Origin of the sequence: Hymenobacter aerophilus DSM 13606 (genome assembly GCF_000382225.1) — a bacterium.
Lineage (GTDB): Bacteria > Bacteroidota > Bacteroidia > Cytophagales > Hymenobacteraceae > Hymenobacter > Hymenobacter aerophilus.
The window spans coordinates 19,544-34,716 of record NZ_KB907821.1; the positions used below are offsets into that span (position 1 = coordinate 19,544).

A 15,173-nucleotide genomic window follows, 5' to 3' on the forward strand; every position below is an offset into this window, starting at 1 on the left:
AAAGGATAGCAAACTGTACGCACCCGCCCCCGATTTTGATTTGCGGCGCGCTTTTGAGCGGTGCTGATGGCCGGCCAAATCGGGTAATCCGCTACTTTAGCAACTTCATCCGGCCGCCTGGCCTCTGTGCCGGCGGCTTTACAGCAACTATGGTTACCAGCTCCGACAAAACGGCTCTCTTCCGGCAAATTCGTCAGCAGCTGGAGTGTCAGGGCTTTTGCATCGACCACGAAGACTCTGCCCGGCCCTGGGGCGGCTTTTTTGCGCTCAGCGAAACCCAGGCCCAGCAGTTTGCCAACCAATACTTCGATGGCCTGAACGTGGACGCTTTGCGGATTTCGGGCCGCTTGAGTCCTAAAATTCTGCTCGTCGCGCCGCACCAGCGTCTCTCGTGGCAGTACCACCACCGCCGGGCCGAAATCTGGCGCGTCGTCAGCGGCCCGGTAGGCATCATCACCAGCGACACCAACGAGCCGAGCGAACTGCAAGCCTGCAGCCCGGGCCGGCAAATCACGCTCCGCCAGGGCGAGCGGCACCGCCTCGTCGGCCTCGAAAACTGGGGCATCGTCGCCGAAATATGGCAGCACACCGACGCCACCCACCCTTCCGACGAGGACGACATTGTGCGCGTGCAGGATGACTTTAATCGCTGATTCGCGTTGATTAATCGTGATTTCGCTGATTTTTATGGATGGGCGCTGATATGCAAAAGGCTACCTCATCAGAGGTAGCCTTTTGCATGTATAGTTCTGCTGAATTGCGGTTACGCAGTAGGCAGCGCTCTTTTTAGTTGCTGCAGCAACTCGGCTACGCCGGCCTGGGCGCTGCCGGCGCCGAGGTGCACGCGCAGGGTGCGGCGGCCATAGTCCTGCAGGGCCTGCAGGTCGCCGGCGGCCTGGGCGTTCTGGAAGGTGCCAAACGAGTAGGGGCGGCCGGGCAGGGGCAGGTCGGTGGCGTTGTGGTCGGTGGTGAGCTGCAGGAACAGGCCGGTATCGGGGCCGCCTTTGTGGTACTGGCCCGTGGAGTGCAGGAAGCGCGGCCCGTAGCCGGCGGCGGTGGCCAGGTGCAGGCGTTGCTGCACGAGGGCGCGCAGTTCGTCGAGCTCGGCGTTGAGGGCCGGCGTTTCCATCAGGTAGGCCTGCACGCAGAGGTAGTCGCCGGGCCGGGCCTGCCCAAAAAAGGCCTGCAGCACGGCTTCGGCTCTGTTGCTGCTGGCGCTGCTTTCGGGGGCGCTAGTGTAGTAGTCGAGGCCGTTTTCGGAGGTAGCGGGGGCGCTGGTCTGGGGCAGCTGGCCCTGCTGCTCCACCACTTCCATGAGGCGGTTGGTGGCCGTTTTGGCGGCCTGCACGTTGGGCTGGTCGAAGGGGTTGATGCCTAGCACTGCGCTGGCAACGGCCGTGGCCACTTCCCAACGGAAAAACTCGGCGCCCAAATCCAGCGCATCCTGCAGCAGAATGCTGATGACGGGGTGGCCGGCAGCCTGCAGGGCGGCTACTTTCTGGCGGTTCTGCTCGTCGGGCTGGCTTTCGTAGCCCACGTACACAAACACCCGGTCGGTGCCGTACACTTGCGGGGCGCTGAGCGGGTCGCCGGCCAGTGGCAGGATGCCAGTGCCCTGCTTGCCGGTGCTTTCGGCCACCAGCTGCTCCAGCCACAGCCCAAAATCCGACAGGTTCTCGGGCACCACGAGCGTCAGCTTGTCGCGGCCCTGTTGGGCCAGCACGCCCAGGGCGGCGCCCAGCTCCAGGCCGGGGTTCTGGTCGGTGGGGCCTTCGGCGCCGCAGGCGCGCATCATGGCCTGGGCGCGCTCCAGCAGGGTTTTAATATCGATGCCGAGCAGCGCGGCGGGCACCAAACCGAAGTAGGAGAGGGCCGAGAAGCGCCCGCCCACATCGGCGAAGTTGAGAAAGATGCGGCGGTACTGCTGCTCGGTGGCCTGCGTTACGAACTGCGAGCCGGGGTCGGTGATGGCCACGAAGTTCTCGCCGGCCCGCTCGCCCTTCAGCTCCTGCATCCGGTCGAAGAAGTAGTCGCCGAAGGCCAGCGGCTCGGCCGTGGTGCCCGATTTGGAGGCCACCACAAACAGCGTTTCGGCCAGCGGCACAGCCTCTTCAATCTCGCGCACCGAGCCGGGGTTAGTGGTGTCGAGCACCGACAGCGGCAGGCCGCCGCTAAGCGTTCCGAAGGCCTGGCGCAGCACAATGGGCGTCATCGAGCTGCCGCCCATGCCCATCACCACCACGTGGCGGAAGCCGGCGGCCTTTACCTCCTGCACAAACTGCTCGATTTCAGCCACGGCGGGCAGCATGGCGTCAACCACCCGCAGCCAGCCCATAAAGCTGCGGATGCTTTGCTGGCCTTCGGCGTCGGCAACCCATAAGTCGGCCTGTTTTTGCCAGAAGCCGGTGGTGAAATTCTGGGCCTGAAAATGGGCCAGCTGGGCCTCAACGGCGGGTTGGTAGGTGCCGAGCTGCAGGGTCTGGGGGGCAATGGAAGGAGAAGTCATCAGCAGAAAAATTAGCGAGCGAAAAAAGGTTGGCCGGACCGGTAGGCCGGCAGGGATGCCAACAGGCAAAGGTAAACAGGCCGGCTTAGCCCGCGGCCGGGCGCCCTGCGGCGGCGTCCCATTCCTGCTCCAGCGCCGTTTGGGCGGCCGGGTTGCGGAAGCTCAGCAGCCAGTCGAGGGCGGCGGCCGGGGTATGGAAAAACTGCACCTCGCAGTGAATGAAATGCTGGGCGGCGCGGTGCAGGGCTTCCACGGCCATTTGGTTGTAGAGGCCGTTTTCGGGGATGATGAAGGCGGCGTGCAGCACGGCCGGCACCGCAATGCGCGGCAGCCAGTGCGTGGCCACCCACAGCTGCTGGCCGATGGTGAGGTCGGGCAGACCGTGCAAATCAATGAGGCCCCCGCCCACCGTGTTCTGCTCGACCAGTTGCGCCACGGCCTGCAGGCTGCGCTGAAACGAAGCCATATCGGGAGATGGGCGCCGGAACTGCAGCCGCACCAGCGCTACTTCGGGGGCATATTGAAGGCAGATATCAGGGAAATATAGCAGCATAACGCGCACAAAACGGCGCCGGCCATAACCGCCGACACGAATATAGACCGGATAGAATCCGGGTAACGGGGGACAGGGGCCTCTCGTTGATAGGGCCTGGCGAAGAAGCGGCTGCAAAGGCCACTGCTGCCTGATTATCAGGGGGCTTATTTTGCTGATGGGCGGCTTGCGGGCTGCCCCAGCCGCGGGCCGTGCCGGTTGGGGCAGCCGAAATGCCGGATATTTGCAGCCATGACCCAGCTTACCACCGCGGCGCGGCCTGCGCCCCCAACCGTAATTCCGGCGCAACCGCTGGGCCTGGCGCTGGTGCGCCTCAAATTCCGGCTGCTGGCTGCCCTGTCCACCGAATGGGCCTTCCGGGCGGCCTGGCGGCTGTTCACCACGCCCCGCCGCCTGCCCGAAAAAGCCTGGGAAGCTGCCGCCCTGGCCGATGCCCGCCGGTTTGCGGTGCCCGGCCCGGCCGGCGCGCTGGCGGCCTACGAATGGAACGCCACCGGCACGCGCACGGTGCTGCTGGTGCACGGCTGGGAGCACCGGGCCAGCTTCTGGGGCGTGCTGGTGCGCGAGCTGGTAGCGGCCGGCTACCGGGTGGTGGCCTTCGATGCGCCGGGCCACGGCGCCTCGGCCGGCCGCCGCCTGACGCTGCCGGCCTACGTGCGGGCGGTGCAGGCCGTGGCCGATACGCTGGGCCCGGTGCACGCCGTGGTGGCCCACTCGCTGGGCGGCGCCACGGTGGTGGTCGGCCCCGTGCATTTCAATGCCGAAACCACGGCCGGGCTGCCGCGGCTGGCGCTGCTGGCCGTGCCCGCCAGCACCCCGGCCGTGGCCCGCCGCTTCGCCGAGTTGCTGGGCCTGCCGCCGGCCGTGATGGGGCGCCTGAACCGCTACATCCGCGAGCAGCACGGCCGCGACGCCGAAAGCTTCAGCCTGACGCAGGCCGGCCCGCTTTTTCCGGCCGAGCAGGTGCTGCTGCTGCACGACGAGTACGACGAGAGCATTCCGTTTGCCGAGGCCCGCGAGCTGGCGGCGGCCTGGCCCGCCCTGCATTTCGAAGCCACTGCGGGCCTGGGCCACAACCGCATTATGCGCGAGCCGGCGGTGCTGGCGCGCATTGTGGAGTTCCTGGCCTGAGTTGCCCGCGGGCTGGCGGGCGGGGGCCGCGGCCGGCCGCTTCAGATTTGCGCCAGAATTCCCATCTACCTTGGCCGCCCATACGTTACTCTGTTTTTAGCCGCCATCTAGCCGTTTCAGCCCCTTGTTAAAGCCGTTCGTCCTTCGCCTGGCCCTGGCCCTCAGCCTGAGTAGCGCCGCCGCCCTGCCGGCCCTGGCCCAAGCGCCGCTGGCTACGCCCGCCGCCCCCGCCGACACCACCAAAAAGTACGTCACGCCGGTCAGCGCCCCCGCCAAGGTTTGGTACAAGGGCAAGCTGTTCCGGGCCGTCGCCATCCCGGCCGCGCTCATCACCTACGGAGCCATTACGGCCCAGGGCGACGCGGGCATCAACCACGACGTGCGCACGTTTGTGCGCAAACAGTTTCGGCCGGTGAGCACGGGCTTCGACAACACGCTCATCATCGCGCCCTATTTCGAGCTGATTGGCGTGGCCATTGCCGGTGTCGAGTCGCGCAACGACCGTATCAACACCCTGCTCATCATTGCCAAAGGCGAGGCCATTATGCTGGCCAGCACCTTCGCCGTGAAGTACCTGGCCCACGAAACCCGGCCCAACCGGTCCGATGATCTGTCGTTTCCGTCGGGGCATACGGCCCAGGCGTTTCTGGCCGCCAGCATCGTGCACACCGAGTTCCGCGACAAAAGCCAGTGGTACGGCATCGGCGCCTACACCATCGCCACCAGCGTGGCCGCCCTGCGCATGATCAACGACAAGCACTGGCAGAGCGACGTGGTGGCCGGCGCGGGTTTCGGCATTTTGTCGGCCCACCTGGCCTACCTGACGCACCGCAACCGCTGGGGCCGCCATTCACGCATTCTGGGCGAAACCAGCTTCGCGCCCACCTACGTGCCGGGCGGGGGCCTGGGCATGGGCCTGGTGTGGCGCCCGAGCCGGTAGCCGCGCTTTTCAATTTTGCGGTGGCCGCTTCCTGCCCCTGCTTTCCTTGCTGCATGAAACAGCTGCTGACGGCCCTGTACCGATTTGCCCGGGAACTGCTGCGGGTGCTCTACCGGGGCCTGCGCCAAGTGCTGCGCGGCCATGGCCACCTGGTGGGCGTGCTGCTGCTGGGCATCGGTATTCCGTGGCTGATTTTCGTGAACGTAGCCGAGGATATCTGGGAAGACGGGGGCTTTATCGGCGACCAGCCCATTCTGGAGTGGCTGCACGCCCGCCAGAGCCCCGGTCTCGACCAGCTGGCGCTGGCCTTCACGCAGGCCGGCGGAACCACCATTATGTCGCTGGTAAGCCTGGGCATCGGTGGGCTGCTGCTGTGGCGGGGGCGAGGGGCGGCGGTGTGGTTTTTCGCTTTGTCGGTGGGCGGTGCGATGGCGCTCAACGTGGCGGCCAAGCTGCTGTTCGGGCGGCCCCGGCCGGCGCTCTGGGAGTCGATTGCGCCGGAGAAGTTCTACAGCTTTCCGAGCGGGCACGCCATGGGCTCGGCGGCGCTGGCGGCGGCACTGGCCTTTCTGGTGTGGCACACGCGCTGGCGCTGGCCGGTGGTGATAGTAGGCACGCTGTTCGCGCTGGGCGTGGGGCTGTCGCGCATGTATCTGGGCGTGCATTTTCCGTCCGATGTGCTGGCCGGCTGGTTTTGCTCGGTGGGCTGGGTGGCCAGCCTGCACATCGTTTTCTCGCCCGATTTAGCCCAGCTGCGCACCTGGTGGCGCCAGGCGAAAAGCCGGGTATCGAGCTGGTGACAGTGGCGCCGGCCCGGCCGGTGCGGCCAACATCGGGCCCGCCCGCCTCGTTGGAATGGTTTTGCGCGCCTCGTTTCTCTGCCTGCCATGCCCACTGCCCCGCCCACCATCTGGACCATCGGCCACTCCACCCGCACCCCGGAGGAGTTTCTGGCCGCTTTGAATTCGTTTGAAATTGAGCTGCTCGTGGATGTGCGCCGCTATGCGGGCTCGCGCAAGTTTCCGCACTTCAACCCCACCGAGCTGGCGGCCTACCTGCCCGCGGCCGGCATTGCCTACGAGCCTATGGTGGCGCTGGGCGGCCGCCGCAAGCCCCGGCCCGACTCGGCCAACACGGTGTGGCGCAGCGACTCGTTCCGCGGCTACGCCGACTACTCCGAAACCCCGCCTTTCGCCGAGGCGCTGACCCAACTGGCGGCCCTGGCCGAGCAGCGGCGTACGGCCTACATGTGCTCCGAGGCCGTGTGGTGGCGCTGCCATCGGGCCATCATTTCTGATTACCTCAAGGCCGGCGGCTGGACGGTTATGCACATTATGAAAGCCGGCGTGGCCGTCGAGCACCCCTTCACCGCCCCTTACCTCGAAACGCACCAAGTGAGGCAGTGAATGAGTGAACAAGCGAATGAGCTGACCGCTCAGTGGCTGTTTGCGGCAACTTTCCTCATTCACCAAGTCACCAAATCACTCATTCACCGCTTCACCCACCATCTCGCCCCGGATAAAGCGGGCGACCAGGGCGGGCTGGGTAATGGGCAGCATGTGGCCGCCTTCAATCAGCTGGAGAGTGGCGCCGGGTACTTTTTCGGCCAGCAGCCGGCCGTTGGCCTGCCAGTCGAGCACGGCGTCGTGGCGGCCGTAGAGCACGCGCACAGGTAGCTGGAGCTCGGGCAGGCGGGCGGTGAGGGCGGGCAGGTTATCGGGCAGCGCCTCCAGGTCGGCAATGGTGTTCAGGAACTGGGCCGGCTGCAGGCTGAGCATGCCGCCGGCCTTGGTAGCGTAGTCGCGGGGCGGAATTTCGGGCCGGAACAGCGCCTGCATTACCTGGGGGCTGCGGCGCATCGAAAGGGGCGTGGCCACCGTCCAGGCTACCAGCTGCCGCTGCCACTGCCTTGGAATCAGCAGGCGCTGGAAGATGGCGGGCACCGTTTCGGGCAGTGCCACGAGGGGCGCGATGAGCGCCAGCCCGGCTACTTTGTGGGGGTGATGAAGGGCCAGCGCCAAAGCCACGGCGCCACCCAGCGAGTGGCCCACCACCAGCGGCCGGTCCAGCGCCAGCTTGTCGATCAGCGCAGCCAGCGTATCGGCCTGGCTCAGCAAATCGGCGCGGGCGGGCCGCTCGGAGTAGCCCGAGCCCGGCCGGTCGACGACGACGACCCGGTAATCGGCCGCCAGCCGCTCTGCCACGCCGTAGTTGAACTGGCCCATCTGCCCGCCCAGCCCGTGCACGAGCAGCAGCACCGGCCCCGCGCCCTGCTCGCGCACGTGCAGCCGTCCGCCGGGCAAATCCACGAACGAGCCGCTGGGCGGCAGCGCGGCCCGCACCTTGCGGGCCGTATGGTGCGTGAACAGCACCAGCCCGGCCAGCGTCGCGCCGCTGAGCGCCAAGGCCGAATAAGCAGTTTTTTTAAGAAGCGTCATATGTTTGGAGCTGTTAGCTGAGAGCTGTTTGGAGCTTTTAGCTGAAAGCTGCTAGCTGTCAGCTTTTCTTGAAAACGTCGTTCGGGGCAGCGCGAATGATTGCGCGTGCAGTCGTTGCAATAATACTTCAACATCGGCCCGCGCGATTCTTCGCGCTGCTCAGAACGACACCCGTACTTTCCCTAATCCCTAATCCCTAATCCCTAATCCCTAATCCCTAATCCCTAATCCCTAATCCCTAATCCTAACCACCCGGCAGCACCCCGGCCGGGCCGAGTTGCAGGGTACCGTCGTTGATGCGGGTGTAGCGGATGTTGAGCAGGTCTTTGAGGTAGTTTTGGTGCACGAACCAGGGGCGGCGGGCGCCCTGCCGGGGCAGCTCGCCGGTGGCCCGTTGCACGTAGCCCGACGAGAAATCGAGCAGTGGGCGGGCCTCCAGGCCAGGGGGCCGGCGGGGCACGGCAATGGCGAGGTGGCGGCGGTCGAGGTAGCGCAGCAGGCGGCAGAAGTAGTTGGCCGTCAGGTCCACTTTCAGGGTCCAGGAGGCGTTGGTGTAGCCGAATGCCATAATCAGGTTGGGCACGCCCGAAAGCATCATGCCGCGGTAGCTGAGCGTATCGGCCGGCCGCACCGGCTGGCCATCAACCAAAAGCGTGATGCCGCCCAGGATTTTGATTTTCAGGCCCGTGGCCAGCACCACCAAATCGGCGGGCAGCTCGCGGCCCGATTTCAGGAGCAGGCCGCCGGGTGTAAACCGCTCGATTTCGTCGGTCACTACCGTGGCCTGCCCCTTGCGAATGGCGCGAAACAGGTCGCCGTCGGGCACCAGGCACACGCGCTGGTCCCAGGGATTGTAGCGCGGCGTAAAGTGGGTGGCCACATCATAATCGGGGCCGAGCTGGCGGGCGGCGAGGCCCACGAGCTGCCGCTTGGCCTGGGCCGGACGCAGGCGCGCCAGCGCGTACAGGCCGATTTGCACCAGCACGTTCTTCCAGCGGGTGAGGTGGTGGGCCAGCCGGCCGGGCAGGTAGTGGCGCAGGCGGTTGGCAATTTTATCCTCGGAAGGCTGGCTGACTACAAACGACGGGGAGCGTTGCAGCATGGTCACGTGGGCGGCGGTTTGGGCCATGGCCGGCACCAGCGTAACGGCCGTGGCGCCGCTGCCCAGCACTACCACCTGCTGGCCGGTGTAGTCGAGGTTTGCGGGCCAGAACTGGGGCTGCACGATGCGGCCCGCGAAGTCGGCCTCGCCGGCAAATTCGGGCCGGTGGGCCTGCTCGTAGTTGTAGTAGCCGCTGCAGGCGTACAGAAACCGGGCCCGCAGCGTGCGGGGCTGCCCCGCGTGCTCCACCGTCACCGTCCAGCAGGCCTCCGCGCTCGACCACGCGGCCTCAACTACTTTGTGGTTGAAGCGGATGTGTTGAGTTATGCCGGCCTCGTTGGCCGTTTCGTGCAGATAGGCCAGGATGGCGGGGCCGTCGGCAATGGCCTTGGGGTTGGTCCAGGGCTTGAAGGCGTAGCCCAGCGTGTGCATGTCGGAATCGGAGCGCACGCCCGGATAGCGGAACAGGTCCCAGGTACCGCCCAGGGCTTCGCGGGCCTCCAGAATCTGGTAGGTTTTGCCGGGGCAGCGCCGTTGCAGCACGTGCGCCGCCCCAATACCCGACAGGCCCGCACCCACAATCAGCACGTCGAGCAACTCGTTTTCGGTTTCCATAACCACTGGTTTCATGGGTGGTAAGATAGGGGAGCTCAAACGTTATTTCGCATTGCTGCGGCCCAAGGATTCTCCGGGCAACATTCTTCGGGTGATGCTGCTGGGCCCGTGGTGTACACTCCCGGGCAGCTCCGGCGGCCGGCGGCGCAACACCTGCCGGGCGGCAGTAAGCTAAGTTTCTTCAGATTTACGTCAGATTTGCACGCTTCCTTCGCCCAAAACGCCCGCACCGGCGCGGGCGAATTTCCATCTGCTATGAAACTGCTCCTTGTTGAAGACGAACCGGCACTCCGCAATACGCTGGTCGATTATCTGCGCCAGAGTAGTTACGTGTGCGAGGTGGCCGGCTCCTTTGAGCAGGCGTTGGAGAAAATCAAGCTCTACGATTACGACTGCGTGGTACTCGACCTGACGCTGCCCGGCGCCGGCAACGGCCTCGACCTGCTGCGTACGCTCAAGGCCGACGGCTCGCGGGCCGGCGTGCTCATCGTCTCGGCCCGCGCCGCCCTCGACGACCGCCTGACCGGCCTCGACCTGGGCGCCGACGATTACCTGACCAAGCCCTTCCATCTGGCCGAGCTGAACTCGCGGCTGCGGGCCATTATCCGGCGGCGGCAGTTTCAGGGCCAACCCCATATTGCGTTCCGCGACCTGCTGGTGTGGCCCGAACAGGCCGAGGTGTTCGTGCGCGAGCAGGCCCTCACGCTCACCCGCAAAGAGTATGATTTGCTGCTATTTCTGCTGGCCAACCCCAACCGCGTGCTGACCAAGGAAGCCATTGCCGAGCACCTGTGCGGCGACGCTGTGGACGTGGCCGACTCGTTCGACTTTATCTATACCCACCTGAAAAACCTGCGCAAAAAGCTCCAGGAAAAAGGCGCCGACAACTATATCCGCACCATGTACGGCGTGGGCTATAAGCTGAGCGTTGAATAGCTTTTTAAGCTGTTAGCTGAGAGCTTTCGTTCATTCAGCTAACAGCTAACAGCTAACCAAATGAAGCTGCTCACCAAAACCAACCGCTATTACCTGCTGCTGACGACCGGGCTGTTTGTGCTGGCGGGAGTGGGGCTGTACTATGGTTTTTACGCCGCCCTGCGGCACGAGGTGGAGGAACAGCTCGATAACGCCCGGCTGCACCTGGAGCGGCGGGCCGCCACCGGCCAGGCGCTGCCCCCAACGCCCTTCGAGTACCAGCTCAGCGTGAGCCCGCGCCCCCGGCCGCTGGGATTCCGCGACACGCTGCTGCTCGACCCCACCGAGGACGAAATGGTGCCGCATCGGCAGCTTACGTTTCGGCTGGCGGTGCAGGGCCGCCCGGCCTGGGTGACGCTGCGCAAGTCGCTGGTGGAAACCGACGATGTGCTGGAAGTGGTGCTGACGGTGCTGCTGACGGTGCTGGCCGTGCTGCTGCTGAGCGTGGTGGTGCTCAACCGCTGGCTGGCCAACCGCCTGTGGGGACCGTTCCGGGCCACGCTGGGGGCGCTGCGAAGCTACGGGGTGCAGGAGCACCGGGTGCTGGAATTCGCGCCCGTGGATATCGATGAGTTTGCCGAGCTCAACCAGGTGCTCACCCGCTTCACCCGCCGCCTGGTGGCCGACTACGAGGCCATGCGCGAGTTCACGGCCAACGCTGCCCACGAAACTCAGACGCCGCTGGCCATCATGCAGGCCCAGCTGGAGCAGCTGCTGCAACTGCCCGAAATGGCCAATCCGCAGCTGGCTGGCCTTGTTACCGAACTGTACCAGGCCACTCGCCGCCTTTCGCGCCTGCACCAGGCCCTCACGCTGCTCAGCAAAATCGAGAACCGGCAGTTTGCCCCGCCCGCTGCCCCGCTGGCGCTGGCCCCGCTGCTGCGCGATAAAGCCCGGCAGCTGGAGCCCCTGCTCGATGCCCGGGGCCTCACGCTAAACCTGCACCTGGGCGCCGAGCCCGCCGGCCTGCATCTGCACCCCGGCCTGGCCGATTCGCTGGTGCACAATCTGCTGCAGAACGCCATCAAGCACAATGTGGCCGGCGGTTTTATCGAGGTGCAGCTCAGCCCCGAAGCGCTGCAAATCAGCAATTCGGGCCGACCGCTCAGCGGCAATCCGGCCCGGTTCTTCGAGCGGTTCCAGAAGCACGATGCCGCCTCCGCTTCGCCCGGTTTGGGGCTCTCCATTGTCGAGCAAATCGGCCGCTACTACGGTTTCCGGATGAGCTACACGTTCGAGTCCAGCGGTGCCATCCACACGTTACGGGTGGCGTTTGCCTGAGGCGCACCGGGCGGCTTACACAGTGTCGTGGCCCTCGGCGCTTAACTCGCGCAGCAGCTGGCGCAGGCCGGCGGGCTCTTGCAGCAGCCGCAGCACCTGGGCCAGGTATTCGGCTTCGGCTTTCAAATGGCGCTTTAGCTGGCGGATTTCCTGCTCACGCTTCTTGCCGGTGGTGGCGCTGAAGCCGTTTTCGCCGTACTGCAGCGCCTGAATCTGCTGTTTCAGCTCGGTTTGCTGCTGCTGCAGGGCCTGGGTGTAGCGCGCCAGCAGCGTGTCGTCGGTGGGGTTGGCGGGAGTGGTTTCGGCCAGCAGCTGGAGCAGCGTGTAGAGGTCGTTGGCTTCGTAGGCCTCCGTGATGCGCTGCATGAGCTGGGTGCGCTGGCCGTGGGTGCTTACGTCGCGGCTCAGGTCGGGATGATGGGCGCGGGCCAGCTGGCGGTACAGGGTTTTGGTGTTGGCCAGCAGCGCCTGCTGCTGGCTTTGCGCGGCCTGGGCGGCGGCTTCGGCGGCCCGCTGCTGCTTGGTTTTGCGCCGGGCCCGTGCCGCCTCGGCCGCCTGTTCGTGCGGCGCCCGGCCGGCCGTAGCAGGTTCCGGCGCGGCGGCTGGCTCAGGCGTTTTGGCCTCGGGTGCTTCCTCGTCGTCCTCATCAGCGCGCCGCCGCGGGGCGTATTTGCGCAGAATTTCGGCCGCATCCTCCCCGAACCGGTCCTGCAGAGTGCGGGCGTTGCCCAGCAGCAGGGCCGTAATCTGTGCTTCCTCCAGGCGGCTGAAGTAGCCCAGCAGCAGGGCTTCTTCCAGAGGGACAAACAGCGCCTGCCGGGCCTGCACTACGGTTTCGGCCGCCGGGCCCACCTGCTGCCAGTAGCGGCGGCGCGCCTCCGCCTGCTCCGCCTTCAGCTCGTGCAGCCGCTGCCGCAGCCCTTCCACCCGCGCTACTGCCTCGGCAAAGGCCTGCTGCGCCGGCGTACCGGGCGCCGCCGAGGCCACAGCGGGCAGGGAGTTGGCAGCCGGAAGGTCGGTGTAGGGATTGTGCAGGTGCATGGTTGGCGGTATGAGGGACGGCAAAGGTACTGTCATCCTGCGCTTGCGAAGCACCTTATAAAGCTTGAGCTGCCATGACAACCGCGCGTTTTAGCGGGATAAGCTCCTTCGCAAGCGCAGGATGACAGAGGTTTCCTCACATTCACCAAATCACCAAACCGCCAAACCACCAAATCACCGCTAGCCCCACAGCTCGTACGCTGCCCGAAACGTGTGGCAATGCGCGTCCACGATGTCGGCGAGGCGCTCGGAGTAGCCGCCGCCCATGCTCACCACCACGGGCAACTGGTGCTGGTAACAGAGGCCGAGCACGTACTCGTCGCGGAGGCGGCAGCCGGCAGGAGTGAGGGCCAGCTTGCCCAGCTTGTCGGTGGCCAGCACATCCACCCCGGCCACGTAGAACACAAAGTCGGGCTGCACCTGGGCCAGCAGCCGGGGCAGCGTATCGGCCAGCGCCCGCAGATACTCGGCGTCGCCGGTGCCCAGCGCCAGGGCCACGTCGAGGTCCGACTGCTCCTTGCGCAGCGGGTAGTTGGCGCCCGCGTGCATTGAGAAAGTGAACACGCGCGGCTCGCCGGCGAAAATGCTGGCCGTGCCGTCGCCCTGGTGCACGTCGAGGTCGACGACCAGCACCTGCCGGGCCAGGCCGTGGTGGAGCAGATAGGCGGCGGCAATGGCCACGTCGTTGAGCACGCAAAACCCCTCGCCCCGGTCGCGGAAGGCGTGGTGGGTGCCGCCGGCCAGGTTCAGCCCCACGCCCTCACGCAGCGCCCACTTCGCCGATTCGAGGGTGCCGGCCGAGCTGCTCAGCGAGCGGCGCGTGAGTTCGGGGCTTTGCGGCAAACCCAGGCGGCGCACTTCGGCGGGGCTCAGCTGCTGGTCGCGCACCTTGTGCCAGTAGTCAACGGAGTGCACCCGCAACAGGTCTTCTTCGGGGCAGAAACCGGGGTCGTAGAAATCGGCTTCGGCGGCCACGCCCTGCCATAGCAGCTGCTCCCGAATCAGGCCGTACTTGGCAATCGGGAAGCGGTGGCCGGCGGGCAGCGGCAGCGTGTAGCGGTCGGAGGTGGCAAGGTGCATACGGCGTACTAAGCGGCGGCCGCTACTCCTTGGGCAGCACCGCTACCACGTCGTCCAGGCGGATCAGGCCGCCCTGGATGATGCGGGCGGTGAGGCCGCCGTGGCCGCGCATGGCGTTGTAGCCGCCGGGGCCCAGCTCTTCCTCCATGCGCGAGCAGGGGTGGCACTCGCCGGTGATTTCCAGCACCACCTCGTCGCCGATGCGGATTTGCCGGTTTTTCAGGGCCAGCAGGTTCAGGCCGCTCACTACCAGGTTGCGGCGCAGGCGGGCGGGGTCGAGAGGCTCGGACAAGCCCAGAAAGCCGGCTACGGCCGCCAGGTGCTCGTGCTGGAGCAGCGTAATCTGGCGCTTGCCGCCGGGGCGGGGGCGGGCGTGGTCGCCGAGCAGGTGGCGGTCGGTTTCGGCTTCGGCCTCCGGCACCACCTGCATGGCCTCGCGGCGCACCGGGCGCAGGCCAATCCAGGCAATGCGGCCCTGCTGGGGCAGCGTGCCGAGCAGCCGGGCAATAGTCGATTTATCGTCGCCGAAAAAAGGAAAGGGCATGGGTTGAGGTAAGGCTATTGAGTTACAGCTATAAGGGGTCGTCTGTCATTCTGAGCAAAGCGAAGAACCTATACAGAGGGTAATAGTTGATGCTAGCTTCTGTATAGGTTCTTCGCTGGGCTCAGGATGACAGACAGTTTTGCCAGCCGCTAAATTCCAAAATGGCCCCCGTCCGCAATCAGCCGGGCTACTAAGTAGGCAGCGCCGGCGGCCAGCGAGCCGACGCCGGCCATTTTGAGTGCCCCCAGCACCGCCGGCTGGCCCGTAAGGCGGCTGCGGAAGTAGCCGAAGACCAGCAGACACAGCAGCGTAATCAGCGCCGACCACCCCAGCCCCTCGGCGGGCGTGGCCGTGAAAAAGTAGGCGCTCAGCGGAATCAAACCGCCCACGATGTAGGCGCCGGCAATGGTAAAGGCACTTTTCGGGGCCTGGCGCGGGTCGGGCTTTTCGAGGCCCAGCTCGTACTTCATCATGAAGCGCACCCACTGGTCGGGGTCGGCGGTGAGCTCGCGCACGGCCAGGGCACGGGTGCTTTCCGACAGGCCGATTTCGGCCAGAAGCTCGTCTACTTCGGCCCGCTCGACTTCGGGCAGGCGGGCCACCTCGTCGTACTCGCGCCTGAGCTCGGCATCGTAGTGCTCCACCTCGGTGCGGCCGGCCAGGTAGCCGCCCAGGCCCATGGCAATCGAGCCGGCCACAATTTCGGCCAGCCCGGCTGTAATCACGAGGCCCGACGAGGCCACGGCCCCACTCAGGCCGGCGGCCAGCGCGAAGGGCACCGTCAGGCCATCGGCCAGGCCGATGACAATGTCCTGGAGCATGGCTGAGCTGCTCAGGTGGTTTTCGGGGTGCGGATGCGGGTGAGCGTGGGGCATAAAATACGGGCCAAATGGGGGCAAAGCGGCGCGACGGCGCAAACCTGCGCCCTGCTGTTACGTATGCTAAACCAGCCGGGCGGGTTTTCCGC

15 protein-coding genes are annotated in these 15,173 nt (G+C 66.0%); 7 read left to right on the top strand and 8 right to left on the bottom strand.

Annotated features, from left to right (window positions below):
• The first annotated feature begins 149 nt into the window (after nt 1-149).
• On the top strand, nt 150-653 hold the full coding sequence (locus tag H145_RS0114690) for a cupin domain-containing protein (protein ID WP_019948923.1): 504 nt from the start codon (nt 150-152) through the stop codon (nt 651-653).
• Between the two features lie 110 nt (nt 654-763).
• On the opposite strand, the gene H145_RS21445 is transcribed toward H145_RS0114690, so the two are convergent.
• Nucleotides 764-2,506, bottom strand: a complete 1,743-nt coding sequence (locus tag H145_RS21445) for a hypothetical protein (protein ID WP_019948924.1) — start codon at nt 2,504-2,506, stop codon at nt 764-766.
• Between the two features lie 85 nt (nt 2,507-2,591).
• The gene (locus tag H145_RS0114700; RefSeq protein WP_157541614.1) at nt 2,592-3,059 is read right to left on the bottom strand and encodes a hypothetical protein; all 468 of its coding nucleotides are present in this window, start codon (nt 3,057-3,059) and stop codon (nt 2,592-2,594) included.
• 231 nt (nt 3,060-3,290) lie between these two features.
• Between H145_RS0114700 and H145_RS21450 the strand changes: the two genes are divergently transcribed.
• The 4 genes from H145_RS21450 (at nt 3,291) to H145_RS0114720 (ending at nt 6,536) form a co-directional block, all read left to right on the top strand.
• Nucleotides 3,291-4,190 carry an alpha/beta fold hydrolase gene (locus H145_RS21450; protein ID WP_019948926.1) on the top strand — a complete coding sequence of 300 codons (900 nt, stop codon included), beginning with the start codon at nt 3,291-3,293 and terminating at the stop codon, nt 4,188-4,190.
• A 124-nt stretch (nt 4,191-4,314) separates the two neighbouring features.
• Nucleotides 4,315-5,130 carry a phosphatase PAP2 family protein gene (locus tag H145_RS22905; protein WP_019948927.1) on the top strand — a complete coding sequence of 272 codons (816 nt, stop codon included), beginning with the start codon at nt 4,315-4,317 and terminating at the stop codon, nt 5,128-5,130.
• 53 nt (nt 5,131-5,183) lie between these two features.
• Nucleotides 5,184-5,930: a phosphatase PAP2 family protein gene (locus H145_RS21460; protein WP_019948928.1), complete on the top strand. Its 747-nt coding sequence runs from the start codon at nt 5,184-5,186 to the stop codon at nt 5,928-5,930.
• 87 nt (nt 5,931-6,017) lie between these two features.
• Nucleotides 6,018-6,536 carry a DUF488 domain-containing protein gene (locus tag H145_RS0114720; protein WP_019948929.1) on the top strand — a complete coding sequence of 173 codons (519 nt, stop codon included), beginning with the start codon at nt 6,018-6,020 and terminating at the stop codon, nt 6,534-6,536.
• A 75-nt stretch (nt 6,537-6,611) separates the two neighbouring features.
• On the opposite strand, the gene H145_RS0114725 is transcribed toward H145_RS0114720, so the two are convergent.
• On the bottom strand, nt 6,612-7,568 hold the full coding sequence (locus H145_RS0114725) for an alpha/beta fold hydrolase (RefSeq protein ID WP_019948930.1): 957 nt from the start codon (nt 7,566-7,568) through the stop codon (nt 6,612-6,614).
• Between the two features lie 244 nt (nt 7,569-7,812).
• Complete coding sequence (locus tag H145_RS0114730) at nt 7,813-9,300, bottom strand: flavin-containing monooxygenase (protein ID WP_240471707.1); 1,488 nt, start codon at nt 9,298-9,300, stop codon at nt 7,813-7,815.
• A gap of 240 nt (nt 9,301-9,540) precedes the next feature.
• Here H145_RS0114730 and H145_RS0114735 point away from each other — a divergent pair, with 240 nt between their 5' ends.
• Entirely contained in the window at nt 9,541-10,221 is a 681-nt protein-coding gene (locus tag H145_RS0114735) for a response regulator transcription factor (RefSeq protein WP_019948932.1), read from the top strand.
• Nucleotides 10,222-10,281: 60 nt separating this feature from the next.
• Nucleotides 10,282-11,541: a sensor histidine kinase gene (locus tag H145_RS0114740; RefSeq protein ID WP_019948933.1), complete on the top strand. Its 1,260-nt coding sequence runs from the start codon at nt 10,282-10,284 to the stop codon at nt 11,539-11,541.
• 15 nt (nt 11,542-11,556) lie between these two features.
• Here H145_RS0114740 and H145_RS22910 read toward each other — a convergent pair whose 3' ends face one another.
• From H145_RS22910 to H145_RS0114760, 4 genes are all read right to left on the bottom strand, one after another.
• Nucleotides 11,557-12,582 carry a J domain-containing protein gene (locus H145_RS22910; RefSeq protein ID WP_019948934.1) on the bottom strand — a complete coding sequence of 342 codons (1,026 nt, stop codon included), beginning with the start codon at nt 12,580-12,582 and terminating at the stop codon, nt 11,557-11,559.
• Between the two features lie 180 nt (nt 12,583-12,762).
• On the bottom strand, nt 12,763-13,662 hold the full coding sequence (locus tag H145_RS0114750) for a histone deacetylase family protein (RefSeq protein WP_019948935.1): 900 nt from the start codon (nt 13,660-13,662) through the stop codon (nt 12,763-12,765).
• 22 nt (nt 13,663-13,684) lie between these two features.
• Entirely contained in the window at nt 13,685-14,206 is a 522-nt protein-coding gene (locus tag H145_RS0114755; RefSeq protein ID WP_019948936.1) for an MOSC domain-containing protein, read from the bottom strand.
• 149 nt (nt 14,207-14,355) lie between these two features.
• Nucleotides 14,356-15,081, bottom strand: a complete 726-nt coding sequence (locus H145_RS0114760; RefSeq protein ID WP_019948937.1) for a VIT1/CCC1 transporter family protein — start codon at nt 15,079-15,081, stop codon at nt 14,356-14,358.
• Nucleotides 15,082-15,173 lie beyond the last annotated feature (92 nt).